General features: G+C 66.1%; 25 protein-coding genes. 11 read left to right on the plus strand and 14 right to left on the minus strand.

Annotation, left to right across the window (positions count from 1 at the left end):
• Nucleotides 1-16: 16 nt before the first annotated feature.
• Nucleotides 17-733: an SIMPL domain-containing protein gene (locus tag VGC77_RS03405; RefSeq protein ID WP_331170161.1), complete on the minus strand. Its 717-nt coding sequence runs from the start codon at nt 731-733 to the stop codon at nt 17-19.
• A complete protein-coding gene (locus VGC77_RS03410) occupies nt 730-1533 on the minus strand; it encodes a GyrI-like domain-containing protein (RefSeq protein WP_331170162.1) in 804 nt (267 codons plus the stop codon). The genes VGC77_RS03405 and VGC77_RS03410 overlap by 4 nt, the downstream gene beginning before the upstream one ends.
• 272 nt (nt 1534-1805) lie before the next feature.
• Between VGC77_RS03410 and dapF the strand changes: the two genes are divergently transcribed.
• Together dapF and mtaB are read left to right on the plus strand one after the other, a co-directional pair.
• On the plus strand, nt 1806-2675 hold the full coding sequence (gene dapF, locus VGC77_RS03415) for a diaminopimelate epimerase (protein ID WP_331170163.1): 870 nt from the start codon (nt 1806-1808) through the stop codon (nt 2673-2675).
• Nucleotides 2672-3937, plus strand: a complete 1266-nt coding sequence (gene mtaB / locus VGC77_RS03420) for a tRNA (N(6)-L-threonylcarbamoyladenosine(37)-C(2))-methylthiotransferase MtaB (RefSeq protein ID WP_331170164.1) — start codon at nt 2672-2674, stop codon at nt 3935-3937. Before dapF ends, mtaB begins: the two co-directional genes overlap by 4 nt.
• Before the next feature lie 153 nt (nt 3938-4090).
• On the opposite strand, the gene VGC77_RS03425 is transcribed toward mtaB, so the two are convergent.
• Complete coding sequence (locus tag VGC77_RS03425; protein WP_331170165.1) at nt 4091-5071, minus strand: RNA pseudouridine synthase; 981 nt, start codon at nt 5069-5071, stop codon at nt 4091-4093.
• A gap of 28 nt (nt 5072-5099) precedes the next feature.
• On the opposite strand from VGC77_RS03425, the gene ftsY reads away from it, so the two are divergent.
• Both ftsY and VGC77_RS03435 read left to right on the plus strand, forming a co-directional pair.
• The gene (ftsY, locus tag VGC77_RS03430; protein ID WP_331170166.1) at nt 5100-6050 is read left to right on the plus strand and encodes a signal recognition particle-docking protein FtsY; all 951 of its coding nucleotides are present in this window, start codon (nt 5100-5102) and stop codon (nt 6048-6050) included.
• Nucleotides 6051-6057: 7 nt separating this feature from the next.
• A complete protein-coding gene (locus VGC77_RS03435) occupies nt 6058-6678 on the plus strand; it encodes a septation protein A (protein WP_331170167.1) in 621 nt (206 codons plus the stop codon).
• Nucleotides 6679-6879: 201 nt separating this feature from the next.
• Here VGC77_RS03435 and VGC77_RS03440 read toward each other — a convergent pair whose 3' ends face one another.
• The 6 genes from VGC77_RS03440 to ccmA all read right to left on the minus strand — a co-directional run bounded on the left by VGC77_RS03440 (nt 6880) and on the right by ccmA (nt 10997).
• On the minus strand, nt 6880-7254 hold the full coding sequence (locus VGC77_RS03440) for a ComEA family DNA-binding protein (protein ID WP_331170168.1): 375 nt from the start codon (nt 7252-7254) through the stop codon (nt 6880-6882).
• A 253-nt stretch (nt 7255-7507) separates the two neighbouring features.
• On the minus strand, nt 7508-8101 hold the full coding sequence (locus VGC77_RS03445; RefSeq protein ID WP_331170169.1) for a DsbE family thiol:disulfide interchange protein: 594 nt from the start codon (nt 8099-8101) through the stop codon (nt 7508-7510).
• Nucleotides 8098-8277, minus strand: coding sequence for a heme exporter protein CcmD (gene ccmD / locus VGC77_RS03450; protein ID WP_331170170.1), 180 nt, complete (start codon nt 8275-8277; stop codon nt 8098-8100). The genes VGC77_RS03445 and ccmD overlap by 4 nt, the downstream gene beginning before the upstream one ends.
• The gene (locus VGC77_RS03455; protein ID WP_331170171.1) at nt 8277-9029 is read right to left on the minus strand and encodes a heme ABC transporter permease; all 753 of its coding nucleotides are present in this window, start codon (nt 9027-9029) and stop codon (nt 8277-8279) included. The genes ccmD and VGC77_RS03455 overlap by 1 nt, the downstream gene beginning before the upstream one ends.
• A 95-nt stretch (nt 9030-9124) precedes the next feature.
• Nucleotides 9125-9793 (minus strand): heme exporter protein CcmB, encoded by a 669-nt coding sequence (ccmB, locus tag VGC77_RS03460; RefSeq protein WP_331170172.1) that lies wholly within the window; start codon nt 9791-9793, stop codon nt 9125-9127.
• 601 nt (nt 9794-10394) lie between these two features.
• The gene (ccmA, locus tag VGC77_RS03465; RefSeq protein WP_331170184.1) at nt 10395-10997 is read right to left on the minus strand and encodes a heme ABC exporter ATP-binding protein CcmA; all 603 of its coding nucleotides are present in this window, start codon (nt 10995-10997) and stop codon (nt 10395-10397) included.
• A gap of 213 nt (nt 10998-11210) precedes the next feature.
• Between ccmA and acnA the strand changes: the two genes are divergently transcribed.
• The 3 genes from acnA (at nt 11211) to VGC77_RS03480 (ending at nt 15841) form a co-directional block, all read left to right on the plus strand.
• Nucleotides 11211-13931 (plus strand): aconitate hydratase AcnA, encoded by a 2721-nt coding sequence (acnA, locus tag VGC77_RS03470; RefSeq protein WP_331170173.1) that lies wholly within the window; start codon nt 11211-11213, stop codon nt 13929-13931.
• Nucleotides 13932-14074: 143 nt separating this feature from the next.
• On the plus strand, nt 14075-14830 hold the full coding sequence (locus tag VGC77_RS03475; RefSeq protein WP_331170185.1) for a DUF1223 domain-containing protein: 756 nt from the start codon (nt 14075-14077) through the stop codon (nt 14828-14830).
• A gap of 654 nt (nt 14831-15484) precedes the next feature.
• Nucleotides 15485-15841, plus strand: coding sequence for a DUF2794 domain-containing protein (locus VGC77_RS03480; RefSeq protein WP_331170174.1), 357 nt, complete (start codon nt 15485-15487; stop codon nt 15839-15841).
• Between the two features lie 216 nt (nt 15842-16057).
• On the opposite strand, the gene VGC77_RS03485 is transcribed toward VGC77_RS03480, so the two are convergent.
• From VGC77_RS03485 to VGC77_RS03500, 4 genes are all read right to left on the minus strand, one after another.
• On the minus strand, nt 16058-16582 hold the full coding sequence (locus tag VGC77_RS03485) for an N-acetyltransferase family protein (protein WP_331170175.1): 525 nt from the start codon (nt 16580-16582) through the stop codon (nt 16058-16060).
• A 335-nt stretch (nt 16583-16917) separates the two neighbouring features.
• Nucleotides 16918-17733, minus strand: coding sequence for a Bax inhibitor-1/YccA family protein (locus VGC77_RS03490; protein WP_331170176.1), 816 nt, complete (start codon nt 17731-17733; stop codon nt 16918-16920).
• 302 nt (nt 17734-18035) lie between these two features.
• A complete protein-coding gene (locus VGC77_RS03495; protein WP_331170177.1) occupies nt 18036-20612 on the minus strand; it encodes an ABC transporter permease in 2577 nt (858 codons plus the stop codon).
• 4 nt (nt 20613-20616) lie between these two features.
• Nucleotides 20617-21357 (minus strand): ABC transporter ATP-binding protein, encoded by a 741-nt coding sequence (locus VGC77_RS03500; RefSeq protein ID WP_331170178.1) that lies wholly within the window; start codon nt 21355-21357, stop codon nt 20617-20619.
• Here VGC77_RS03500 and VGC77_RS03505 point away from each other — a divergent pair.
• Both VGC77_RS03505 and thpR read left to right on the plus strand, forming a co-directional pair.
• Entirely contained in the window at nt 21356-22060 is a 705-nt protein-coding gene (locus tag VGC77_RS03505) for an arylesterase (protein ID WP_331170179.1), read from the plus strand. The two genes, VGC77_RS03500 and VGC77_RS03505, sit on opposite strands and share 2 nt — an antisense overlap.
• Before the next feature lie 141 nt (nt 22061-22201).
• Nucleotides 22202-22738 carry an RNA 2',3'-cyclic phosphodiesterase gene (gene thpR / locus VGC77_RS03510; RefSeq protein WP_331170180.1) on the plus strand — a complete coding sequence of 179 codons (537 nt, stop codon included), beginning with the start codon at nt 22202-22204 and terminating at the stop codon, nt 22736-22738.
• Nucleotides 22739-22939: 201 nt separating this feature from the next.
• On the opposite strand, the gene VGC77_RS03515 is transcribed toward thpR, so the two are convergent.
• A complete protein-coding gene (locus tag VGC77_RS03515; protein ID WP_331170181.1) occupies nt 22940-23626 on the minus strand; it encodes a DUF3800 domain-containing protein in 687 nt (228 codons plus the stop codon).
• Nucleotides 23627-23792: 166 nt separating this feature from the next.
• Between VGC77_RS03515 and zapE the strand changes: the two genes are divergently transcribed.
• Both zapE and mdh read left to right on the plus strand, forming a co-directional pair.
• Nucleotides 23793-24983, plus strand: coding sequence for a cell division protein ZapE (gene zapE, locus VGC77_RS03520; RefSeq protein WP_331170182.1), 1191 nt, complete (start codon nt 23793-23795; stop codon nt 24981-24983).
• Nucleotides 24984-25121: 138 nt separating this feature from the next.
• A partial coding sequence (gene mdh / locus VGC77_RS03525) for a malate dehydrogenase (RefSeq protein ID WP_331170183.1) occupies nt 25122-26053 on the plus strand: 932 nt, incomplete at its 3' end.

A 26053-nucleotide genomic window follows, 5' to 3' on the forward strand; every position in this document is an offset into this window, starting at 1 on the left:
GCCCGGGACACCGGCACTACTGCGGCTTGATCGCGTAGGAGACGCTGACGGTGACGCTCAGGGTTTCTTCGCCCGCTGCAACGGGCGCAGCGGCGGCGAGGTTGGCGGACATCTTGCGGTAGGGCATCGGCTCGAAGCCGCTGCCTTCGGCAATGCTGATCGGCGCGCCCAGCGTCACGCCGGCGGCGCGGGCGTAGATCTCGGCCTTGCGGCGAGCGTCGGCGATCGCCTGTTCGCGGGCCTCGTCGAGCAGTTTTGAGGCCGCCACCACGGAAAAGCCGATGCCGCCGATCTCGTTGGCGCCGGCGTTGACCAAAGTATCGACCACGCTGGCGACGGCGGTGACGTCGCGCAGCCGCACCGTGACGCTGTTGCTGGCGAGATAGCCCGTGACCGCATTCGGCGCGCTGCTGCCGGGACGGTTCTGCTGATATTGCGGCTGCAGCGACAATCGCGAGGTCTGAAAATCCTTCTCGTCGATGCCGGCGGCCTTCAGCGCCAGCAGCACCTTGCCCATCGCGGCGTTGTTGGCGTCGGAGGCTTCGCGCGCGGTTTTGGCCTGGGTCGAGACGCCGCCATCGACGCTGGCCTGGTCCGGCGGCACCGAGATCCGGCCCTCGCCGGTCACCGAAATCATCGGCGGCGGCGCATCATCCGCCGATGCCGGAGCGGCGATCAGGTTCGCGGCGGCCAGCGCCAACGCCGCGAACGGGCTGAGGCGCACGCGGTTCATTTCAGCGGCACGAACACGTTGATCACCAGCTTGTCCTCCGCGGTTTTCAAGGGGTCGGTGACGTATTCCTCGATGAAGGTGTCCTTGGCTTCGAGCTTCTTGTCGTCGAGGTGATTGGTGATGGCCTCATAGGTGTTGTCCATGTTGTCGTAGGAGCCGCGATGGACAAATTTCAGCGCCTTGCCGTCGGGCGATTTGCCCATGCTCATGGCCTTGGTCAGGTTCTTCGGCTCCTGATCGACCGGAATTTCGGCCATATAGGTGAAGCCGGTATCGTCGGTGGAGGTGTAGACGATCATCGCATTGCCCGATGACTTGATGCCTTGCTTGTCGAGCAGCGCGGTGAGCTGCTTGAACGAATCCATCAGGGTTTCGAAGGCGGTGTCCCAGTTGGCCTTGCCGCTGAAGGTCAGCGCGGCTTTCGGGGTCAGTGTGATTTCCTCGCCGAACGGATCGGCGGTCTGCACCGGCGCGGCCGGGGGAGGGGTGGTCGGCGCCGGGGTCACCGGCGCTTCGGCGGCGGCGGGCGGCGGCGGCGCCGGGGTGGCCGCCGGGGGATTGGCCGGATCAGGTTTGGCCGGCGCGGCGGTTGACGGCTTGGCGGGCTCCTCAGCAGCCGATTTCACAGGCTCCGAGGCCGCGGGCGGCGTGGCCGCGGGCGGGTTGGTCGCAGGTGAAGCGGCCGCGGGTGCGGTTGCCGCCGGCGGCGATTGCGCCGGCGCTGCCGTGACACCGATCAGAATTCCGGCTGTCGCCAGCGGCGCAGCCATGGCCAGGCGAAAACAACGCGCAACGTCCATTCTCATGATCTCCCCAAGGTCATGTCCGAGCTCGCGCCCGGCGACCAGCTGCAAACCCGCGATAGCGCATGATTCCGAAAAGCGCATCGCTTTCCGATAACATCATGCGCAATCATGCCACCATCCGCAGCCATGCTAACACGCGGCGCCGGATTTCGTCCCCTGCCAGATCCGCGGCCGGCTGCGCCCTTGGTCGGGCCCGTTCCGACACAGATTTGCCGCACTGGTCAAGCCGGCGTTGTTCGCCATATAACTCCGGCAGGATCATGGTCATGAGCGCACTGGCACATCGCAGCTTCAGCAAGATGAACGGCATCGGCAACGAGATTGTCGTGCTGGATCTGCGCGACCGCCCGGCGGCGGTCAGCGCTGCGGAGGCCCGCGCCATCGCCGCCGAGGTGCCTTACGATCAACTGATGGTGCTGCAGCCGCCGCGCACCCCCGGCACCGAAGCCTTTGTCCGGATCTACAACAATGACGGCTCGGAATCCGCCGCCTGCGGCAACGGCATGCGCTGCGTGGCGCGGCAGGTGTTTGCAGTAAGCCCCCGCGACGCGCTGAGCTTCGAGACCCGCGCCGGCTTGTTGAACTGCTGGCGCGGCGCCGCGCCCGAGCTTTACACCGTCGACATGGGGCCGCCGAAGCTCGGCTGGCAGGACATTCCGCTCGCCGAAGAATTCCGCGACACCAGGTCGATCGAATTGCAGATCGGCCCGATCGACGCCCCGGTGCTGCACACCCCGTCGGTGGTCAGCATGGGCAATCCGCACGCGATCTTCTGGGTCGACGACGTCAACGCCTACGATCTTGCGCGCTTCGGCCCGCTGTTGGAAAACCACCCGATCTTTCCCGAGCGCGCCAACATCACGCTGGCGCAGATCGTCGACCGCGACCACATCGTGATCCGCACCTGGGAGCGCGGTGTTGGCCTCACCAAGGCCTGCGGCTCGGCGGCCTGCGCCACCGCGGTCGCCGCGGTGCGGCTGCGCCGGACCAACCGCACCGTGCGCATCACGCTGCCCGGCGGCGAACTCACGATCGAATGGCGCGATGCCGACGACCACGTGCTGATGACTGGCCCCGCGGCGTTCGAATTCGAAGGCCGGCTCGATCCGGCGCTGTTCGCCGCAGCCTCCTCGTGAGCGTCGAAATCGTCACCTTCGGCTGCCGGCTTAACGCTTTCGAATCCGAGGTGATCCGCCGCGAGGCGGAAGCCGCCGGCTGCACCGACACCATCGTGGTGAATTCCTGCGCGGTGACCAACGAGGCGGTGGCGCAAGCCCGGCAATCGATCCGCCGGCTGAAGCGCGAGCGGCCGGGCGCGCGCATCGTCGTCACCGGCTGCGCCGCGCAGACCCAGGCCGCGATGTTCGCCGAGATGGCGGAGGTCGACCGCGTGCTCGGCAATGCCGACAAGCTCAACGCCGCGGCGTGGCGCGCGGCGCGGAGCGCTTTCGCGGCACCGGCCGGCGCGTGCTCCGAGGAAAAAATCGCGGTCGCCGACATCATGGCGGTGCGCCAGATGGCGCCGCATCTGCTCGATGGCTACCAGAGCGGGTTGCCGCGGGTGTTCGTGCAAATCCAAAACGGCTGCGACCACCGCTGCAGCTTCTGCATCATCCCGTTCGGCCGCGGGCCGTCGCGCTCGCTGCCACTTGGTGCCGCGGTCGATCAGGTGCGCGCGCTGGCGCAGCGCGGCCACGCCGAGATCGTGCTGACCGGGGTCGATCTCACCAGCTACGGCGCCGATCTCGCCGGTCAGCCGACGCTGGGTAAGCTCGCCAAACAGATCCTGGGCGAGGTGCCGGAATTGCAGCGGTTGCGGATCTCATCGATCGATTCGATCGAGGCCGATGCCGACCTGCTCGATCTGCTTGCCAATGAGCCGCGGCTGATGCCGCATCTGCATCTGTCGCTGCAATCCGGCGATGATCTGATCCTGAAGCGGATGAAGCGGCGGCATTCCCGCGCGCAGGCGATCGAATTCTGCGCGCAATTGCGCCGGCTGCGGTCGGACATTGCGCTGGGCGCCGACCTGATCGCCGGGTTTCCCACCGAGACCGAGGCGATGTTTGACCGCTCGCTGGCGCTGGTCGAGGACTGCGGCCTCAGCTTCCTGCATGTGTTTCCCTATTCGCCGCGGCCCGGCACCTCGGCGGCGAAGATGCCGCAGGTCGGCGGCGTTGTCGTTAAAGAGCGCGCCAAAAAACTGCGCGAGGCCGGCGCCGCGGCGCTGCGGCGGCGGCTGGATGCGGAAATCGGCGCTGTGCGCGAGGTGTTGATCGAGAGCCCGACGCAAGGCCGCACCGAGCATTTTCTTCCCGTCGCGATCATGGGCGACACCCCCGGCGCGGTGCGCCGGCTGACGGTCACCGGGCATGATGGGGCCAAGTTGACGGTGTGAGGCGGCTCTTTCTTCCCCTCTCCCCTTGTGGGAGAGGGTGGCAGCCGAAGGCTGCCGGGTGAGGGGTGAAGCCTCGCGTATCGAAGAAACCCCCTCATCCGACGCGGACTTCGTCCGCGCCACCTTCTCCCACAAGGGGAGAAGGAAAGAGGATCACTCCCCGTTCCATCCACACGCGCGCAGCCGCTCATGCAGATGCGGCGGCGCCGGTGCGGTGACGACGATCGGCGGCTTGTTGCGCGAGATCGGGACCACGATCTCGCGAGCGTGCAGGTGCAGCGTCGGCTCGCCGAACCGCGGGCCGGTGCCATAGATATTGTCGCCGACGATCGGCCAGCCCATCGCCGCGCTGTGCACCCTGAGTTGATGCGTCCGCCCGGTGACCGGCTGCAGCGCCAGCCAGGTGAGCCCTTCTCCCCTCCCCCTTGCGGGGAGGGGCCGGGGGTGGGGGTCTCCGAGCGCGGTGCTTGCGCTGTCGCCACCGCCGCTGCCGGCTCCTTCGCCGTTGGGGGAGCGGTCCGAGGCGAGGCTTCCGTTGTGGACCCCCACCCCCGACCCCTCCCCGCAAGGGGGAGGGGAGCTCGCTGCCGCAGCCGAAGCGCCGTGAGGTGAAGTATCGCGAGCCGCCGTGCCGCGAGCCGCGTCAGACGCCGAACTGTCGCCGCCGCCGAACGATCGCCCCAGCACCCGCCATCGGGTGGTGGCGGGCTGGCCCTGCGGATCGATCTTCTGCCACCAGCCGCGCTCGGCATTGAGCCGTCCGATCGGCAGCTCGATGGTGCCCTCGTCCTCGACCGGGCCGCCTTCGACCACCGCCCAATAGGTCTTGGAAATCCGGCCGTGCTTGAACAACAGCCCGAGCGAGGCGGTGGCCTTGCGGTGGCGGCCGAGCACCAGGCAACCGGAGGTGTCGCGATCCAGCCGATGCGCCAGGACCGGCGGCCGCGGCAGCCCGTAACGCAGGAAATCGAACGAGGATTCCAGGTTGGCGCCGCCCTTCGGGCCGCGATGCACCGGCAGCCCGGCGGGCTTGTCGATCACCAGCATCAGCCCGTCGCGGTACAGCACCCGCGACAGGATCTCCTCGGCGGTCAGTTCCGGCTTATTCGTTGGTTCAGGGTGACTTTCGCTCATGGCGCGAAACCGCTAACACAGCCGCATCATGAACGACACGACTGAAACCAAAAAACCGAGCTGGTGGCGCAGGCTGTCCAGCGGCCTGAAGCGGACCTCGAATTCGATCGGCACCGCGCTCGCCGAATTCGTCACCAAGCGCAAGCTCGACCGGGCGATGCTCGACGAGATCGAGGACGTGCTGCTGCGCGCCGATCTCGGCACCGAGGTCTCGGCGCGGATCGCCGCCGCGGTCGGCGTCGGGCGCTATGACAAGATGATTTCGGCCAGCGACGTCAAGACCATCGTCGCCGCCGAGGTCGAAAAGGTGCTGACCGCGGTGGCGCAGCCGCTCACGATCGACACCACGCATAAGCCGTTCGTGATCCTGATGGTCGGGGTCAACGGCTCCGGCAAGACCACCACGATCGGCAAGCTCGCGGCGAAATTCGCAGCCGAAGGCCGCAAGGTGATGCTGGCGGCGGGCGACACCTTTCGGGCTGCGGCGATCGAGCAGCTCAAGGTCTGGGGCGAGCGCACCGGCGCGCCGGTGATCGCCGGCACCCAAGGCTCGGATTCCGCGGGGCTGGCCTTCACCGCGCTGACCGCGGCCAAGGAGGACCACCGCGACGTGCTCTTGATCGACACCGCGGGCCGGCTGCAGAACAAGGCCGAGCTGATGAACGAGCTCGAAAAGGTGGTGCGGGTGATCAGGAAGGTCGACGCCACCGCGCCGCATGCGGTGCTGCTGGTGCTCGACGCCACGGTGGGACAAAATGCGTTGTCGCAGGTCGAAGCGTTTTCCCGCATCGCTGGCGTCACCGGCCTGGTGATGACCAAGCTCGACGGCACCGCTCGCGGCGGCATTCTGGTGGCGCTGGCGGAGAAATACCAACTGCCGGTGCATTTCATCGGCGTCGGCGAAAGCGTCGAGGATCTGGCGCCGTTCACCGCGGCGGATTTCGCCAAGGCGATCGCCGGCACCGACAGCGGGAGCTGATCACGCGATGGACAAGTCCGAGCTTCTTGCGCCGAACAAGCCGCATCCGTTGTTCAAGCTCGCCACCGAGCTTGGCCCGCTGCTGATTTTCTTCTTCGTCAATTCCAGGTTCAATCTGTTCGCCGCCACCGGCGCCTTCATGGTCGCGGTGGTGGTGGCGGTCGCGGTGTCCTATCTGGTGACCAGGCACGTGCCGATCATGGCGTTGGTCACCGCGCTGGTGGTGATCGTGTTCGGCACGCTGACATTGGTGCTGCACGACGAGACCTTCATCAAGATGAAGCCGACCATCATCTACTGCCTGTTCGCGGCGATTCTCGGCGGAGGGCTTTTGTTCGGCCGCTCCTTCATCGCCGTGATGTTCGATCAGATCTTCAACCTGACGCCGCGCGGCTGGCGCAAGCTGACGCTGCGCTGGGCGCTGTGGTTCATCGCGATGGCGCTGCTCAACGAAGCGATCTGGCGCACCCAGTCGACCGATTTCTGGGTGGCGTTCAAGGTGTTCGGCATGGTGCCGCTGACCATGTTGTTCGCCTTCACGCAGATGCCGCTGGTCAAGCGCCATCACCTCGAGCCGGCGACGCTCGAGGCCAGCGAAACGGAGGCCGGCGACGTCAGCAAGGGCTGAAATTCCGGCCGATTTTTCTTGCGGCAAAGTTCAGGCAGCGTCGCCACAGTAATGCCGCAAGACAGACGGGTGTCCCGGCCTCGCACCCTCATCGCAAGGAGCACTTGCGACGAAGCAATCCGCTGGTCGATGCGAGGCCCGGATCGCTTCGCCAACGGCCGGCGCCTTGCACCGGCTCGTTGGCGGGCATGACGTCGGATCTCAGCTCTTCTGCTGCTTGGCGATGATCTTGTCCTTGATGCCGTCATAGGTCTTTTCCGGCACGATCTTCTTCTGCACCAATTCGTCCTTGCCCTTGTAGGGCCGGCCCTTGATGATCGCGGCAGAGTAGGCCTTGCCGACGCCGGGCAGCGCGTCGAGCTGATCGGCGGTCGCCGAGTTGATATCGAGCAACTCGGTCTTGGTCGTTTCCGATTTCGCCGGCGCCATCTTCGACTCCGACGGCTTGGTCGCCGGCGCCATGTGGTCGGACTTGTGATCGGTGGTGGCCGGCGTCTGCGCCATCGACGGCGCGGCGGCGAGCAGGCCGAGGGTGAGGGCGGCCGCGGTCAGCGAAGCAAGTTTGAAAGCGCGCATAGGGTGTCCTCCTGGGACGTTGTTAGTAACGCACCCGGAGTAGCGCTTGGAACCATGGCGGCGCCGTGGCCGGCAAATGAACGGCGGATAAAACCGGAAAATTATTATGCGGGGCGTTCGAGGTCGTCATTGCTGCGAGGAGCCCTTGCGACGAAGCAATCCAGGGCTACCTGAGCAGCCCCTGGATTGCTTTGCTGTCGGGCAGCGCAGCGCGCCGTCCTCGGCTCGCAATGACGGATAGCGTTAAAGCCTGCTACGACCCCGCCGCCAGCGCCTTGTCGATCTGGACCTTGAGCACCTTGTCGATGTTGTCGGGCGTTACCGGCCCGACCAGCTTGTAGGCGATGGCGCCGTCGCGGCCGACCACGAAGGTCTCCGGCACGCCATAGACCCCCCATTCGATGCCGCCGCGGCCGTTGCTGTCGACGCCGACCAGCGCGAACGGATTGCCGTAGCGGCCGAGGAAGCGCCGGGCGTTGTCGGCGGCGTCCTTGTAGTTGATGCCGACCAGCTGGATGCGGCTGTCCTTGGCGAGATCCATCAGGAGCGGCGCCTCGTCATGGCACGGCACGCACCACGACGCCCAGACATTGACGACGCTGACCTTGCCCTTGAACGCCGCAGGATCGAGCCCCGGCACCGCGGCGCCGTCGCGCGTGAGCCCGGCCAACGCCGGCAGCGCCACCGCCGGCGCCGGGCGGCCGATCAGGGCCGAGGGAATCCTCGTGGTATCGGCGCCGAGCCGCAGCCAGAACAGCCCGGCCAGTATGGTGAAACCCAATAGCGGCAGTGCCACCAGCCAGGAGCGGCGGCCGGACGACGCGGGTTCAATCGGCTGATCGCTCATGAGGCCTCCGCGGGGCCGCGCCTGGAGCGGCGGCTGACGCCGGCGGCGTCGAGCGCGCGCAGCCGCGCCTGTTGCCGGCGATAATCCAGCGCCACCCAGACGATCAGGATCGCCACCACCAGCGCCGACACCGCGTAGGAGCCGATGATGAACGAGGCGTAGGGACCGAGCGCCATCACAGTGCCCCCGATCGCAACTGGCCCTGCTGCTCGGCGGCCTGCAGCATCTGCAACGCGCGCACCCTGCGGCGCAGGATCTCGTTGCGCATCGCCGCCAGATGCAGCGTGATGAACAACAGCGAAAACGCGATCGCCATCACCAGCAGCGGGACCAGGAAGGATTTGTCGAGCGCCGGCCCGCCCATCCGCAGCACCGAGGCCGGCTGATGCAGCGTATTCCACCAGTCCACCGAGAACTTGATGATCGGCAGGTTGATGGCGCCGACCAGCGTGAAGATCGCCGCGGCGCGGGCGGCGCGGGAGGGGTCTTCCACCGCGCGCCACAGCGCAATCAGCCCGAGATACATCAGGAACAGGATCAGCATCGAGGTGAGCCGGGCGTCCCATTCCCAATAGGTGCCCCACATTGGACGGCCCCACAGCGAGCCGGTGACCAGCGCCAGAAAGGTGAAGGCGGCGCCGATCGGCGCGGCGGCTTTCGCCGCGACGTCGGCGAGCGGATGCCGCCAGACCAGCGTGCCGAGCGCTGCGACGCTCATGATGCCCCAGACGAACATCGACAGCCAGGCATTGGGGACGTGGACGAACATGATCTTGACGGTGGCGCCCTGCTGGTAATCGTCCGGCGCCAGCGCCGATTGGGTGAGCCCGAGCGCCAGCAAGAGCGCGGTCAGCCCGGCCAGCCATGGCAGGAGGCGCGCCGTCAGCTTCAGGAACCTTGTCGGATTGGCGAGATCGATCAGCGTCATGGGCTTCCTGATAGTCGGCGCGGGCGGCGCAGGCAATGCGGGCAGGGTTGCAGGATCGTGGCTCCGCGAGAGTTGATCGGCGTCAAATCCAATCCTCAATCCAGTCCTTGGCGCAGGCTGGCGGCGGCGGCAAATGGTCCGATCACCATGCTGGCGAGCGACAGCGCGCAGAGGATCTGGAACGGGGTGCCGAACGCCACCGGCCCGGTGATCGCGGCGCCGGCGGCCGCGACGCCGAAAATCAGGATCGGGATCGACAGCGGCAGCACCAGGACCGCCATCAGCAGCCCGCCGCGATGCAGCGTCACCGCCAGCGCCGCGCCGATCATGCCGGTAAAGGTGAGCGCCGGGGTGCCGACCAGCAGCGTCGCGGCGATCGCCAGCGAGGCGGAGCCATCGAGATTGAGCAGCAGGCCGAGCACGGGCGTGGCCACCACCAGCGGCAGGCCGGCCGCCAGCCAATGTGCCAAGGCCTTGGCGGCGCAGGCCAATTCGAGGGGCACGCGGCTCATGGCGATGAGGTCGAGCGAGCCGTCCTCGTGGTCGGCCATGAACAGCCGGTCGAGCGTCAAGAGACTCGCCAACAGCGCGCCGAGCCACAGCACCGCGGGGCCGAGCCGCTGCAATAGCGCGAGGTCCGGCCCGATCGCGAACGGCATCAGCACCACCACGGCGAGGAAGAACAAGACGCCGATCAGCGCGCCGCCGCCGACCCGCAGCGCGATTTTAATGTCGCGACGGATCATCGCGGCAAGGGCGGTCATGTTCCCTCTCCCCTGGTGGGAGAGGGTGGCTTCGCGAAGCGAAGCCGGGTGAGGGGGAGAGGCGGAGCGGCGCCGGAGATGTTTGTCAGCACCCTGGGACCCCCACCCCCGACCCCTCCCCGCAAGAGCAGGGCGATCACACATGGATTTTCGCAGGCCATCGCCTCGCAGCTCTCTTCACCCTCCCCTGGAGGGGGAGGGTCGGCGTGGACCGCGCGAAGCGCGGTGTACGCCGGGGTGGGGTGAGCCGCACGCACGGCGGATGACCTCTTCGCCACCCCACCCCGCTCGCTGCGCGAGCGACCCTCCCCCTCCAGGGGAGGGTGATCCACGTAGCAACCGCTAACATTCATATGCGATTGCCCTCCCCGCAACGGGGTGCGGAGCAGAGGGGCCGTGCCTGGAGATCGCATTCTGCGTTTCAACGCGTCGTCCCTGCGAACGCAGGGACCCATACGGCGCGGATTCGCGGCTTGGGACGGCGGCGAAGGCGATTTCTTCACGTCTGACGCCAGGGGCGATGGGTCCCTGCCTCCGCAGGGACGACCCGCGGAGGCGGCGCGCGTTGCAAGCAGCCTTTTCACTTCAGTGACCGTCCCCATCACGCCACGCCGCCGATGCGCAGTTCGCGGGCGGCGATGCCGAGCGGGGTGTGGGTGGCGGCGACGATCAGCCCGCCGCTCTCGAGATGCGCCGTCATCAGGCGTGCGAACATCTGCTGCCCGGCGGCATCGAGCGCCGAGGTCGGCTCGTCGAGCAGCCACAGCGGCCGCCTGACTGCCGTTAACCGCGCGAGCGACAGCCGCCGCCGCTGCCCGGCGGACAGATAGGCCGCCGGCAGATGCGCGATATGCGCGAGGCCCACCCCCGCCAGGCTCGACTGCGCATCGGCCTGCTCGCCGCCGAGAAACTCCTGCCAGAAGCTCAGATTTTCCGCGACGCTGAGCGAGGGCTTCAGCGCGTCGCGATGGCCGAGATAATGCGCCTGCTCGGCCAGCGTCAGCTCGGCATCGCCGCCCTCGAGCGCGATGGCGCCGCCGGCCAGCGCCAGCAGGCCCGCGATCAGCCGCAGCAGCGAGGTCTTGCCGGCGCCATTGGCCCCGACCACCGCCACCGCTTCGCAGGCCGCGGCGTCGAAGTCGAGCCCGGCGAACACCTGCCGGCCGCCCCGCACACATCTCAGCCCGCGCCCCGTCAGCCGCATCATCGCCGTCCCTGCCCCGCGCGTTCACCGTCGCGATCGATCCCACCGCATTGTCATGGATCAATTGTCGGTGTGGCGGTGTCCCTGGAAAGATTCTATAAGCCGGAACTTGATGCAGCACACAATCGGCCCCCGCAAGCCAGTCGGCCCGCGTTTTCTTCGCGGAGCAGCGATCGTCGTTGCCGGTTGTAAACGACAAATTGGGACCGCCTCATGACCTCTCTCGACAGCTTCAAGTGCCGAAAGACCCTCAAAGTCGGCGCTAAGACTTACGTCTATTACAGCCTGCCCACCGCCGAGAAGAACGGTCTGAAAGGCATTTCCCGCCTGCCCTATTCGATGAAGGTGCTGCTGGAAAACCTGTTGCGCAACGAGGACGACCGCACCGTCAAGAAAGCCGACATCGTCGCGGTGGCGCAATGGCTGAAGAAGCGCAAGCTCGAGCATGAAGTCGCGTTCCGCCCGGCGCGGGTGTTGATGCAGGATTTCACCGGCGTGCCGGCGGTGGTCGATCTCGCCGCGATGCGCAACGCCATGCAGGCGCTCGGCGGCAAGCCCGACAAAATCAACCCGCTGGTGCCGGTCGACCTCGTCATCGACCACTCGGTGATCGTGAATTTCTTCGGCGACAACAAGGCGTTCGGCAAGAACGTGGTCGAGGAATACAAGCAGAACCAGGAGCGCTACGAGTTCCTGAAGTGGGGCCAGAAGGCGTTTTCGAACTTCTCGGTGGTGCCGCCCGGCACCGGCATCTGCCATCAGGTCAATCTCGAATACCTGGCGCAGACGGTGTGGACCCGCAAGGAGAAGCTGACCATCGGCCGCACCAAAGGCACCTTCGAGGTGGCCTATCCGGACACCCTGGTCGGCACTGATTCGCACACCACCATGGTCAATGGCCTCGCCGTGCTGGGCTGGGGCGTCGGCGGCATCGAGGCGGAAGCCGCGATGCTCGGCCAGCCGTTGTCGATGCTGCTGCCGGAAGTGGTGGGCTTCAAATTGAAGGGCGCGCTGAAGGAAGGCGTCACCGCCACCGATCTGGTGCTGACCGTGACCCAGATGCTGCGCAAGCAGGGCGTGGTGGGCAAGTTCGTCGAATTCTTCGGCCCCGGGCTCGACCATCTGTCGGTCGCCGACAAGGCCACCATCAGCAACATGGCGCCGGAATATGGCGCCACCTGCGGCTTCTTCCCGGTCGACGCCGAGACCGTGGACTTCCTGAAGACCTCGGGCCGCAAGGCCGACCGCGTCGCCTTGGTGGCGAAATACGCCAAGGCGCAGGGCCTGTTCCGCACCTCCGACTCGCCGGATCCGGTGTTCACCGAGACGCTGACGCTCGACCTCGGCAAGGTCGAGCCGTCGATGGCCGGGCCGAAGCGCCCCGAGGGCCGCATCGCGCTGCCGGCGGTGGCCGAAGGTTTTGCCGCCGCATTGGCCGGCGAATACAAGAAAGCCGCCGATCCCGCGGCGCGCTTTCCGGTGGAGGGCCGCAATTTCGACCTCGGCCATGGCGACGTGGTGATCGCCGCGATCACCTCCTGCACCAACACCTCGAATCCGAGCGTGCTGATCGGCGCCGGGCTGTTGGCGCGCAAGGCCGCAGCGCTCGGCCTCAAGGCCAAGCCCTGGGTAAAGACCTCGCTGGCGCCGGGCTCGCAGGTGGTCGCGGAATATCTCGCCAATTCCGGGCTGCAGCTCGACCTCGACAAGGTCGGCTTCAACCTGGTCGGGTTCGGCTGCACCACCTGCATCGGCAATTCCGGGCCGCTGCCGGAAGAGATTTCGAAGTCGATCAACGACAACGGCATCATCGGCGCAGCGGTACTGTCGGGCAACCGCAACTTCGAAGGCCGGGTGTCGCCGGACGTGCAGGCCAACTATCTGGCCTCGCCGCCGCTGGTGGTGGCCTATGCGCTGGCCGGCACGGTGACCAAGAATCTCGCCAAGGAGCCGATCGGCGAGGGCCGCGACGGCCAGCCGGTGTATCTCAAGGACATCTGGCCGACCGCCAAGGAGATCAACGCCTTCGTCAAGAAGTACGTCACCGCGGCGATCTTCAAGAAGAAATACGCCGACGTGTTCAAGGGCGACACCAACTGGCGCAAGATCAAGACCGTCGATAGCGAGACCTACAAGTGGAACATGAGTTCCACCTATGTACAGAACCCGCCTTACTTCGACGGCATGAAGATGCAGCCGGAGCCGATCGTCGACGTGGTCGACGCGCGGATTCTCGCGGTGTTCGGCGACAAGATCACCACCGACCACATCTCGCCCGCGGGCTCGATCAAGCTGACCTCGCCGGCCGGCAAGTATCTGTCCGACCACCAGGTGCGCCCGGCCGACTTCAATCAGTACGGCACGCGGCGCGGCAATCACGAAATCATGATGCGCGGCACCTTCGCCAATATCCGCATCAAGAATTTCATGCTGAAGGGCGCCGACGGCAATATTCCGGAAGGCGGCCTCACCAAGCATTGGCCGGACGGCGAGCAGATGTCGATCTTTGAGGCCGCGATGAAGTATCAGGCCGAACAGGTGCCGCTGGTGGTGTTCGCCGGCGCCGAATACGGCAACGGTTCGTCGCGCGACTGGGCCGCCAAGGGCACCCGTCTGCTCGGCGTGCGCGCGGTGATCTGCCAGAGCTTCGAGCGCATCCATCGCTCCAACCTGGTCGGCATGGGCGTGTTGCCGCTGACCTTCGCGGAGGGGCAATCCTGGGCCTCGCTCGGCATCAAGGGCGACGAGACGGTGTCGATCCGCGGGCTGCAGGGCGACTTGAAGCCGCGCCAGCAATTGACCGCGGAAATCACCTCCAGCGACGGCAATAAGCGCGACGTCTCGCTGTTGTGCCGGATCGATACGCTCGACGAGTTGGAATACTACCGCAACGGCGGCATCCTTCATTACGTGCTGCGCAGGCTTGCTGCTTAAGTCGGATAAGCCTCACTGCGAAGTGAGTGGCGAGTGATCGGAAGGCCGCCTATGAACAAGGCGCCTTCCGGTTGCGAAGGCCAGACCTCGGAGGCGGCACGGCTTGGTGCCGCGGCTCCGGCTTGCAATCCGGCGTGACACTGATGATGGCGTGGAGCGGATTTCTCAATGGATCGGGCGCGCTCGCCGCGTGCGCGTTGCTGGCAACGATCCCTCCCGCCGTGGCGCAGCCGCGCGCCGTGGTCGAATTGTTTACCTCGCAAGGCTGCTCGTCGTGCCCGGCCGCCGACAAGATCATCGGCGACCTCGCCAATGACCCGTCGGTGATCGCGCTCAGCATGCCGATCGACTATTGGGATTATCTCGGCTGGAAGGACACGCTGGCGGATTCCCGCTTCAGCGCGAGGCAGAAGGCCTATTCGGCGCGGCGCGGCGACCGCGACGTCTACACTCCGCAGATGATCGTCAACGGCGCGACCCAGGTGGTCGGCAACGACCGCGCCCGGATCGACGGCGCCATCAGCGACACCGAGAAGACCGCCGGCGTGATGTCGGTGCCGGTAAAGGTGACGCTGGACGGCCGCCAGCTCAAGGTCGCGGTGGCGGCGGCGCCCGCCGCCGTGGCGCCGAGCCAGGCCGAGGTGTGGATCTGCTCGATCTCCAAGGCGGTGCCGATCGCGATCACGCGCGGCGAAAACCGCGGCCGCGAGGTGACCTATCACAACGTGGTGCGGACCTGGCTGAAGGTCGGCGACTGGAGCGGCAAGGCCGACAGCTGGACGGTGCCGATCGAGAATCTCACCGGCGCCGGCGTCGACGCCGCGGTGGTCTATGTGCAGAGCGGCAGCCGCGATCAGCCCGGCCCGATGCTCGGCGCGGCGCTGACCTCGCTCAACTGAGCGGCTCGACCCGGGTCGCTGACTGCGTGGCGCCTGACGAAACAGAGCCTGATTCAGTGGCGCGGCTGCTGCCAGGATCAACGACTGCCGACAATCACAGACACTGCCAGCAATCACAGACATTGTCATTCCGGGGCGCGAGAGCGCAAGCTCGAGCGAACCCGGAATCTGCCGCACGCACTCTTGGGGCTCGCTGCCAGCATTCGCAGCAAGATTCCGGGTTCGCTCGCCCAAGGGCTCGCGCCCCGGAATGACGCGGGGATGCGGGTCGACGCCCTCAATCGGAGGTCTCGATGCGCAACGCGCGAGCCGCTTTGCGCGCGAATCAATCCCCATAACAAAAAGGACCAACTCGCGTTGGCCCTCAGTATGGGGATTGATTGTTGCGAACAGGCCCGATCCTGACGACCCCGGGGGGCTGGGGGCTGAGGAATCCGGCGCCGACAAGACCGGGCCAACGCAAGTGTCATGTGTCGCAGGTCAGCACGGCCCCGGCTGGGCGGAAATCGGGCGGCAATAAGATTTAACTAACGATCCTGTGACTGATCGTATCTGCGCCGGACCCGCGCGCAGGGCCCTATGCCGCGGCCCGCGCGGCCCTTGCGGCGGCGCGCAGTCGGCGCGATCATATCGGTTCTGTGACAGGAGGTGCCGATGAGTTCGATGTCGGAGGAGGCCGACCCCAGCGGGATACGGCCGGCGGGCGCCGCGACGCCGACTCTCGTGACGTTCAATCGCCTTGAACTCAATCGCATCCTCAACCTCTATGGCCGGATGGTGGCGGCCGGCGAATGGCGCGACTACGCCATCGACTTCCTCAAGGACCGCGCGGTGTTCTCGGTGTTTCGCCGCGCCTCCGAGGTGCCGATCTACCGGATCGAGAAGGACCCGCGGCTGGCCCGCAAGCAAGGCGCCTACAGCGTGATCTCCGCCACCGGACTGATCCTGCGCCGCGGCCATGAACTCGACCGGGTGCTGCTGGCGATCGACCGCAAGCTCGCGGTGGTGTGAGGCGGCGCCGATAGGGCTGCGAGGCACCCACAGCATCACCGCGTCATTCCGGGGCGCGAGGGCGCAAGCCCGAGCGAACCCGGAATCTTGCCCCGGCTTTAACGGCTGCGGGGCGCCAGCGCCGGCATATGTTGCGAGATTCCGGGTTCGCTTGCAGCAAAGCTGCTCGCGCCCCGGAATGACCTGCCTTGGAGCCAAGGACGCAATGCGCCGTCGTTACGGCGTCGTGGTGTTGCCCTCGCCGAGCGGGCGCTGCATCAGCACGCTGTCGAGCCAGCGGCCGATTTTGAAGCCGACGCTCGGATGCACCCCGATCATCTGAAAGCCGGCGCGGCCGTGCAGCGCGATCGAGCCGGTATTGTCGGAGCCGCCGATCACCGCGATCATCTGCCGGTAGCCGCGCGCCTCGGATTCTTCGATCAGGCGGCCGAGCAATTGGCGGCCGACGCCCTGGCGCCGCGCCGCCGGCGCGAGGTAAATCGAATTCTCCACGGTGAAGCGATAGGCCGGCCGGGTGCGATAGGGACCGGCATAGGCATAGCCGAGCAGCGCGTCGCCGCGCCGGGCCACCAGATAGGGGAAGCCGGCGCCGGTCAGGGCTTCGAAGCGGCGGGTCATCTCGGCCAGATCCGGCGGCGTCAGTTCGAAGGTCGCGGTGCGGCAGCGCACCTCTTCGGCATAGATCGCGGTGATGGCGGGAAGGTCGGCGGCTGAGGTCGGCCGGATATCGAGTTCGGACATGGCGCGCACCATAGTTTCGCGCCGGCAAATGTGAAGCCGGATTTGCGGGGACCTTCCTTCTCCCCTTGTGGGAGAAGGTGGCGCGGACGAAGTCCGCGTCGGATGAGGGGGGCAACGATTCGGGGTTCACCCCTCACCCGGCGCGCTTCGCTCGCCACCCTCTCCCACAAGGGGAGAGGGAAGAAAGAGCCCACGCGGCCAGAGGCCGGACCCGGAAATCCGAGCTCCGGAATCCGGCCAAGAAGCCGGCTCAAGAAGCCGGTCCCAACAAAAAGCCCCGGCCGCGAGGCCGGGGCTCGATGTTGGTCCGATGGATGGACGATGGAACGAGGGCGTCAGTCGCGCTGTCCGAGCAGCTGCAGTAGCAGCGTGAACAGGTTGATGAAGTTCAGGTACAGCGACAGCGCTCCGGTGATCGCGGCGCGCTCGGCGACGTCGCCACCCTGGGCAGCGTAACCGTAGATGTAGTCGTTCTTCAGCCGCTGGGTATCCCAGGCGGTGAGGCCCGCGAACACCAGCACGCCGACCACCGAGACGATGAACTGCAGCAGCGTCGAGGCCACGAACAGGTTGACCAAGCTGGCCAGGATGATGCCGAACAGGCCCATCATCAGGAACGAGCCCATCCCGGTGAGGTCACGCTTGGTGGTGTAGCCGTAAAGGCTCAAGGCACCGAACGAGGCCGCGGTGATGAAGAACACCCGCACGATCGAGGTGTGGGTATAGACCAGGAAGATCGACGACAGCGAGATGCCCATCAGGGCGGCGAACGCCCAGAACAGCAGTTGCGCGCTCGCCGGCTTCAGCCGGTTGATGCCGAACGAGATCGCGAACACCATCACCAAGGGGGCGAGGATGAACACCCATTTCAGCGGGCTCGCGAACATCGCATAGCCGAACGAGGTCAGGAACTGGCCCTCGGCGACCCGGATCGCGGCGCCGCTGGCGGTGCGGACCGCATCCGCGGCGTCGCTGGTGACGGCGAATTTGTAGACGCCGAGCGCGGCCGCGCCGGTGATGGCCAGGCCGATCGCCATATAATTGTAGATGCGCAGCATGTAGGCGCGCAGGCCGGCATCGACGGCCGCGGCATCAACGCGCCCGGCTGCCCGGCCGAAAGGAGAAGCATAGTTACGGTCGAAGTCCGACATGGTCGAAATCCCGTGGTTGTCTGGCCGCATGAGGGCTGCGGCGCGAGTGCGAAATCTATCTCAGATGCCGCGGCCTGGCTGACATCAATTTGCAGAACGAGTCTGCAACTTTGCGTCATCAGGGCGGCGTCTGACCCAATCCGATATGTGGGAAACTAACACATCCCACGCAAGCTTCGATGCGCGGCCGAATGTCGCTACGCCAAGGAGGTTAAGGAAATTCTGCCGGCGCAGCCCCGAAAACCGGCCATTTTCGGGAATTCGCGGCAAGCCCGCCGCGGTTGCGTCGGAGTGCCGCAATTTCACAGATTACGCAACACCGAGGCGGGCTTCTGGTTCAACGCCAGCCAGGTGCCGGCGAGGCCGAGCCCGACGGTGACCAGCAGCGCCGCCGCCACCACCGCCGCGGCGCTGCCGATCTGCCAGACGTAACTCAGCGTCATCAGCCGGGAGACGATCAGCCAGGCCGCCACCGACCCCGCCAGCACCGCGAAGACGGCGGTTGCAAAGCCGATCATCAGATATTCCAGCGCGTAGGCGCCGAGCAGCCGGCCGCGGGTGGCACCCAGCGTCTTCAGGATCACCGCGTCATAGACCCGGTGGCGATGGCCGGCGGCGAGCGCGCCGCCGAGCACCAGGATCGCCGAGATCAGCGTCACCGAACTGGCGCCGCGCACCGCCAGCGCCAGATTGGTCACCACCGTGCCGATGGTCTCCAGCGCCTCGCGGACCCGGACGCTGGTGACCATCGGGAACGCGTCGGCCACCGCCTTGATGATGGCGCCGTCGCCGGCCGCGCTGCCGTTGGGTTCGGTCAGGGTGGCGATATGGGTGTGCGGCGCGCCGGCGAACGCATTGGGCGAATACACCACCACGAAATTGATGCCGAGGCTCTGCCAGTCGACGCTGCGCAGATTGGAGATGGTGGCGGCGATGTCACGGCCGAGCACGTTGACCACCACCTCGTCGCCGATCTTGAGGCCGAGGCCGTCGGCGAGCTTTTTCTCGAACGACACCAGCGGCGGGCCGCTGTAATCCGGCGCCCACCATTGGCCCTCGACCACCTTGGAGCCGCGCGGTACCTCGGCGGCGTAGGTCAGGCCGCGGTCGCTCTGCAGCACCCATTCGGCGTCTTGAGCGGGTTTCAGATCCTCCGCCTTGACGCCGCGGGCCGAGACGATCCGGCCGCGCAGCATCGGCACGTCCTCGACGCTGGCGCCCGGCGCCTTGTCCTTCAGGAAGGTGGCGAAACGGTCGGTGTCGGTGGAGGGGATGTCGATGAAATAGAACGAGGGCGCGCGATCCGGCAGCGCCGCCATGAATTGCCGGCGCAGATTGCCGTCGATCTGGGTGACGGTGACCAGCACCGCGAGGCCTAAGCCCAGCGACATCACCACCGACGGCGTCAACGCGCCGGGGCGGTGGATATTGGCGATCGCCAGCCGCAGCATGGTGGAGTTGGCGCGCGGCAGCCGTCGGGCCAGCGCCATCAGCGCGCTGGCGATGCCGCGCAACAGCGCGAACACCACCACCGCGGAGGCCACGAAGGCAGCGGCGACGCGCTTGTCGTAGGCGAGCCCGATCACCACCGCGATCAGCACCGCCACCACCAGCGCCATCCAGATCAGATGCCGCGGCCGGGGCCGGTGCCGCTCGCTGATCACCGCCTCGCGGAACAGCGCCGCCACCGGCACGTCATGGACCCGCGCCAATGGCCACAGCCCGAAGGTCAGCGCGGTTAACAGCCCGTAAAGCAAAGACAGCGCCAGTTCGCCGGGATGCAGCGTGGGCACCACCGGCAGCGGCAGCAGATGGCCGAACAGCCCGACGATGGCGTAGGGCAGCGCCGCGCCGAGCAAAAGCCCGATCGCCGAGCCGATCACAGCCAGCACCATCACCTGGGTCAGATAGATCGCGAACACGTTGCGGCCGGTGGCGCCGAGCGCCTTGAAGGCGGCGATGACGTCCTGGCGGCGGTCGATATGGCTTTTCACCGCATTGGCGACGCCGACGCCGCCGACTAGGAGCGCGGCGAGCCCGACCAGGGTCAGGAACTGGGTGAAGCGGGTGATGGTGCGCTCAAGCTGCGGCGAGGCGTTGCCGCGGCTGCGGATTTCCCAGCCGGCCTGCGGCAGCGCGGCGCGGGCCTGATCGGCCAGCGCATTGGCGACGCGGTCGTCGGCTGCATTGTCGGGCAGCAGCAGCCGATAGGTCCAGCGCACCAGGCTGCCGGGCTGCAGCAATTGGGTGGCGCGCAGCGCCGCTTCGCTGATCAGGAAGCGCGGCCCGAAGCCGACCCCGCCGGACAGCTTGTCCGGCTCGGTGCCGAGCACGCTGCGGATTTCGAACGGCGCGTTGCCGACATGGACGCGGTCGCCGACCTTCAGATCGAGCCGCGCCAACAGCGCCGCGTCGGCGGCGGCGCCGAACACGCCGTCGCATTCGGCCAACAGATCCGGCGTCGCGATCTGCGGCTCAAGCGTCAGCGCGCCGAGCATCGGATAGCTGTCGTCGACTGCCTTCATCTCGACCAGCGCCAGCCGGTCGTCGGCGGTGCGCGCCATGCCGCGCAAGGTCGCCGCGACCGAGACCCGGCCGTGGCCGCGCAGGAAAGCTAATTCGTCCGGCGAGGCCTCGCGCTGCATCAGCGAGAACGCCACGTCGCCGCCGAGCAGCGCGCGGCCCTCGCGCGCCAGCCCTTCGCTGAGCGAGCCCGCCACCGAGCCGACCCCAGCGATCGCCAACACGCCGAGCGCGATGCAGGCGATGAACACGTAGAAGCCGCGCAAGCCGCCGCGCAATTCGCGCAGCGCGTAACGCAGCGGCAACGGCCAGGACAGCGGTCGGCGCTGCGGCAAGGGTTCGGAGAGCGTTGTCATCGGGTCAGGCGGTCTGCACGCGGGCGCGGTCGGCGACGGCGACATCGACCCGGCCGGAGCGCAGCCGCACCACGCGGTCGCAGCGCTGCGCCAACGAGGTGTCGTGGGTCACCAGCACCAGCGTCATGCCGCGCTTGGCGTGCTGGGCGAACAATAGATCGACGATCTGCTTGCCCGTCGTCTCGTCGAGATTGCCGGTCGGCTCGTCGGCGACCAGGATGGTCGGGTCCGGCGCCAGCGCGCGGGCCAGCGCGACGCGCTGCTGCTCGCCGCCGGAGAGCTGCGTCGGGTAATGATGCAGCCGCTCGCCCAGCCCCACCGCGGCGAGTTCGCGTGCGGCGCGCGCCATGGCGTCGGCGCGGCCGGCCAGCTCCAGCGGCACCGCGACGTTTTCCAGCGCGGTCATGGTCGGGATCAGATGGAACGACTGGAACACGATGCCGACATGACGGCCGCGAAACCGCGCCAGCGCGTCCTCGTCCAAGGCATTGAATGCGGTGCCGTCGACCACCACCTCACCGCTGTCGGGGCGCTCCAGCCCCGCCATCACCATCAGGAGCGTGGATTTTCCCGATCCCGATGGCCCGATCAGGCCGATCGCCTCGCCGCAGCCGACCCGCAGGCTGATATCCTTGAGGATATGCACGCGTGCCGCGCCCGAGCCGAGCGACAGGTCGACGTTGGAAATGACAATGGTGTCGGGCGCGGGGCCCTGCGGCGAAGAGGCTGTGATGAAACTGTCCATGGCTGGCTCATATGGCGATTGGTTCGGCGCGGTCGAGGGGCCGGCGCGGATGTTTTGTCGCGGCATGGCCGCGGTGCTGGTGCTGGGAGGCTTGATGGTCGGACAGAGCTTGGCGCAGACCGTGACTGCGGCGAAGCCGATCAAGCTGGTGGTGCTGGGCGATTCGCTCAGCGCCGGCTACGGCCTGCCGGCCGCCGCGGCGTTTCCGGCGCGCTTGCAAAAGGCGTTGCAGGACAATGGCGTCGCCACCGAGATGGTGAATGCCGGGGTGTCCGGCGACACCGCCTCAGGCGGGCTCGCCCGGCTCGATTGGTCGATCCCCCCCGACACCGAGGCGGTGATCGTCGAACTCGGCGCCAACGACGCGTTGCGCGGCACCGACCCCAAGGTGACGCGCGATGCGCTTGACCAGATCGTGAAGCGGCTGAAGGCGCGCAACATCGCGGTGCTGTTGTGCGGGATGTACGCGCCGCCGAATTACGGCACGCAATATGCCGCGCAGTTCAACGCGATCTATCCGGAGCTGGCGAAGGCCTACCAGCTGCCGCTGTATCCGTTCTTCCTCGACGGCGTCGCCAGCATCGCCAAACTCAACCAGGCCGACGGGCTGCATCCGACCGCGGAAGGCGTCGACATCGTGGTGAAAAACATCCTGCCCAGCGTGCAGGCATTTCTCGGCACGGTCGCTGGGCAGCGCAGTTGAAAAACCGGCAATCCGCCAACAACATGAGGTATTCACAGGGCTTTCGACCTACCAGACTTCGCAGTGTCGCAGTTCTGCGTTAGGACTTGATGGTCGTTGATTCGTTGTCCTCCTGCCGTGCTCCTGCATCGAGGGTTTGCGATGCCGCGTTTGTTCACTGGACTGGAAATCCCGGCCGAGATCGGCCAGACGCTCTCCAATCTGCGCGGCGGCCTGCCCGGCGCGCGCTGGATTGACCCGGAAAATTACCACGTCACCTTGCGCTTCATCGGCGATATCGACGGCGTCTCCGCCAACGAGATCGCCTCGATGCTGGTGCGCATCAACCGCAAGCCGTTCGACGTGGCGCTGCAGGGGCTGCAAAGCTTCGGCGGCAAGAAGCCGCGCGCGGTGGTGGCCTCGGTGGTGCCGTCGCGGCCGCTGATCGAGCTGCAGGCCGAGCTGGAGCGGCTGATGCAGCGACTCGGGCTCAATCCGGAGGGCCGCAAATTCACCCCGCATGTCACGCTGGCGCGGCTGCGCGACGCCTCCAACCAGGACGTCGCGGATTACCTGTCGGTGCGCGGCTATTTCCCGACCCGGGTGTTCACCGCCTCGCGCTTCGTGCTGTTCTCGTCGCGCGCCTCGACCGGCGGAGGACCCTATGTGGTCGAGGATTCTTACGCGCTCAGCGCGTAAAAATGAGCGTTTTGTGGAAGTTTCGCCTTGACAGGAAGAAATTATCTGATCTCGCGAATGCAGATTCTATTGACAAAGCCACCCGCATAGATAGAATGCTTTTGCTGGGTAATTCCGTAGCAAGCGTCTTCTAGGAGATAAGCCCCGTTTGACGTGGCCGCCCTACGGTTCCAGTAATTTAAGGCTCGCTCCGGCGGGCCTTTATTTTTTTGATGAGTACCAGTCGTCCCTGTAGCCAACGATTGGAGCGATCAACTTTAGATACGTCGGGTCTTTGTGTTCGTAATTTCTGAAGAGACCCCAACTCAAGAAATCCACGGCCTGTAGACCGAGCACATCATGGGATTCCGAGTGCGCTATGGACAGCTTCCCCTCATGAGCGCAATCCCCGATTAATCTGGTTTCCAAATAACCGTCGAACTTCATCTTGCTGTGCGTTTCTTTGCTCCGCTGATCAACCACAATTTCCAGGTCGCCCGGGAAATAGCGCTTGTAAGCTCTGCAGAGAAGCGTCCCGCATAGAAAATTGTACGCGATCCCATAGTCTGCGTTCATTATAGACTGGGATAGAAATTTCTTCTGGGCGATGGAGTAGTGGAGCTTCCCAGTACTCGCACAGATCGATTTGATTATTTCCTCTAGGATTTGCAGCCGTTTAGAACTGATCTCCTTCGGAATATTTGGATTATGGTCTGCTCCCCACAGGGTTGTGCCTTTTATTTCGACGTTCTTGGGCCAACCCGCGTTGTACAGTTTCGCCTTTTCTTTCCAGAGACGCTTCTCAAGTGCCCTTAAGTCGGACGTGCAAAGGGCCGCGATGAGAAAGAAGGCGCTCGACTTCTCTTTCTGACCAAGCTCTCCGGATTCGTCGATAAAAAGATAGTTCATACCCTAGGTTTCGCGCTGAGAGTCCGCCTAACAGAGGGCATTTCTCGCCCCATTTCAATTTAAACTTGTGGTCGAAGGTGCTCTTCATGACAGGCAAGGCCGCGCATGGCCGCCGGTACGATTCCCGACTTGCAATTTTCCGCGCGGTAATGACGTAAGTATCGTCATGCTGTCTCCCGATCCCGTGTCGTTCTCCGATCAATATCAGGCCCTGGTGTCCTCCGGCACGATCGAGCCGGATCCGGCGCAGGCCGGAGCCGTCGCGGCGTTCAGCGCGCTGGAGGCCAATCTGGCCGGCTACAAGCCGCCGAAGAAGCAGGGCCTGTTCGGCCGGCTGTTCGGCGCCGACAAGGACCCGCCGCCGCCGCACGGGCTCTACGTCCATGGCGAGGTCGGCCGCGGCAAGACCATGCTGATGGATCTGTTCTTCGACACCAGCCCGGTGGCGCTGAAGCGCCGCGCGCATTTCCACGAATTCATGGCCGAGGTGCACGAGCGGATCTACGCGTTCCGGCAGAACATCAAGCGCGGCGAACTCGGCGAGACCGCCGACGTGGTGGCGCTGACCGCGCATTCGATCTTCGAGGAAGCCTGGCTGCTGTGCTTCGACGAATTTCACGTCACCGACATCGCCGATGCGATGATCCTGAGCCGGCTGTTTTCCAAACTGTTCGAACTCGGAACCGTGGTGGTGGCGACCTCCAACGTGGCGCCGGACAACCTCTATCGCGGCGGCCTCAACCGCGCGCTGTTCCTGCCGTTCATCAGCCTGTTGAAATCCCGGATGGAGGTGCTGCGGCTCGACGCCCGCACCGACTACCGGATGGAAAAGCTGACCGGCGTCAAGACCTGGCTGGTGCCGGCCGATGCCGCCGCCACCGCCGCGCTGGACAAGGCCTGGGCCCGGCTGACCGGCGGCGCGCCGGGCCGTCCGCGCGACATCTCGATCAAGGGCCGGGTGCTGCGCGTGCCGCGCGCCGACCACCACGTCGCCCGCTTCGCCTTCGCCGATCTGTGCGAGCAGCCGCTGGCGGCATTGGATTATCTGCGCCTCGCCCACGACTACCACACCATCATGATCGACCGCATTCCGATGATGGATGCCGCCGACCGCAACGCCTGCAAGCGCTTCATCACTTTGATCGATACCTTGTACGACAACGCGGTGAAGCTGATGGCGTCGGCCGCGGCCGACCCGACCGCGCTGTACGGCTCCCCCGAAGGTCTCGATGCGATGGAATTCCAGCGCACCGCGTCGCGGCTGATCGAGATGGGCTCGGAATCCTACCTGGCGCTGCCGCACGGCCGTAGCGATTCCACCGCCAGCGGGTCGTCCGCCGGCCTGGTCGAAACCTAAGTCGAACCCGGTTTCGCGGTTATCGAGCCGCCGGAGCCCAGATTGACCGAACCGCGACTTGAACGGTTCCTGCGAACGGGATAACCACGCCGCAGCCTTTCCTCCCCATTTCCCACCTGCTCAAAGGACAGCTTACCCATGGCGCGTGACAAGATTGCTTTGATTGGCTCCGGTCAGATCGGCGGAACCTTGGCTCACCTGGTCGGCCTGAAGGAACTCGGCGACGTGGTGATGTTCGACATTGCCGAAGGCATTCCGCAGGGCAAATCGCTGGATATCGCGCAGTCCTCGCCGGTCGACGGCTTCGACGCCAAATTCACCGGCGCCAATTCCTACGAGGCGATCGAGGGCGCCCGCGTGGTGATCGTCACCGCCGGCGTGCCGCGCAAGCCCGGCATGAGCCGCGACGATCTACTCAGCATCAACCTCAAGGTGATGGAGCAGGTCGGCGCCGGCATCAAGAAATACGCCCCCGACGCCTTCGTGATCTGCATCACCAACCCGCTCGACGCCATGGTCTGGGCGCTGCAGAAGGCCTCCGGGCTGCCGCACCGCAAGGTGGTCGGCATGGCCGGCGTGCTAGACTCCGCCCGGTTTCGCTATTTCCTCGCCGACGAATTCAACGTCTCGGTGGAAGACGTCACCGCCTTCGTGCTGGGCGGCCATGGCGATACCATGGTGCCGCTGGTGAAGTATTCCACGGTGGCCGGCATCCCGCTGCCCGACCTGGTGAAGATGGGCTGGACCTCGCAGGCCCGGCTCGACGAGATCGTCGACCGCACCCGCAATGGCGGCGCCGAGATCGTCAACCTGCTGAAGACCGGCTCGGCGTTCTACGCGCCGGCGGCGTCGGCGATCGCGATGGCCGAGAGCTACCTCAAGGACAAGAAGCGGGTGGTGCCGGTGGCGGCCTATCTCAACGGCGAATACGGCGTGAAGGACATGTATGTCGGCGTGCCGGTGGTGATCGGCGACAAGGGCGTCGAGCGCATCGTCGAGATCGAGCTGGCCGGCAAGGATCGCGAGGCGTTCGACAAGTCGGTCGCCGCGGTGCAGGGTCTGGTCGAGGC

Source organism: Rhodopseudomonas sp. (genome assembly GCF_036404135.1).
Lineage (GTDB): Bacteria > Pseudomonadota > Alphaproteobacteria > Rhizobiales > Xanthobacteraceae > Rhodopseudomonas_A.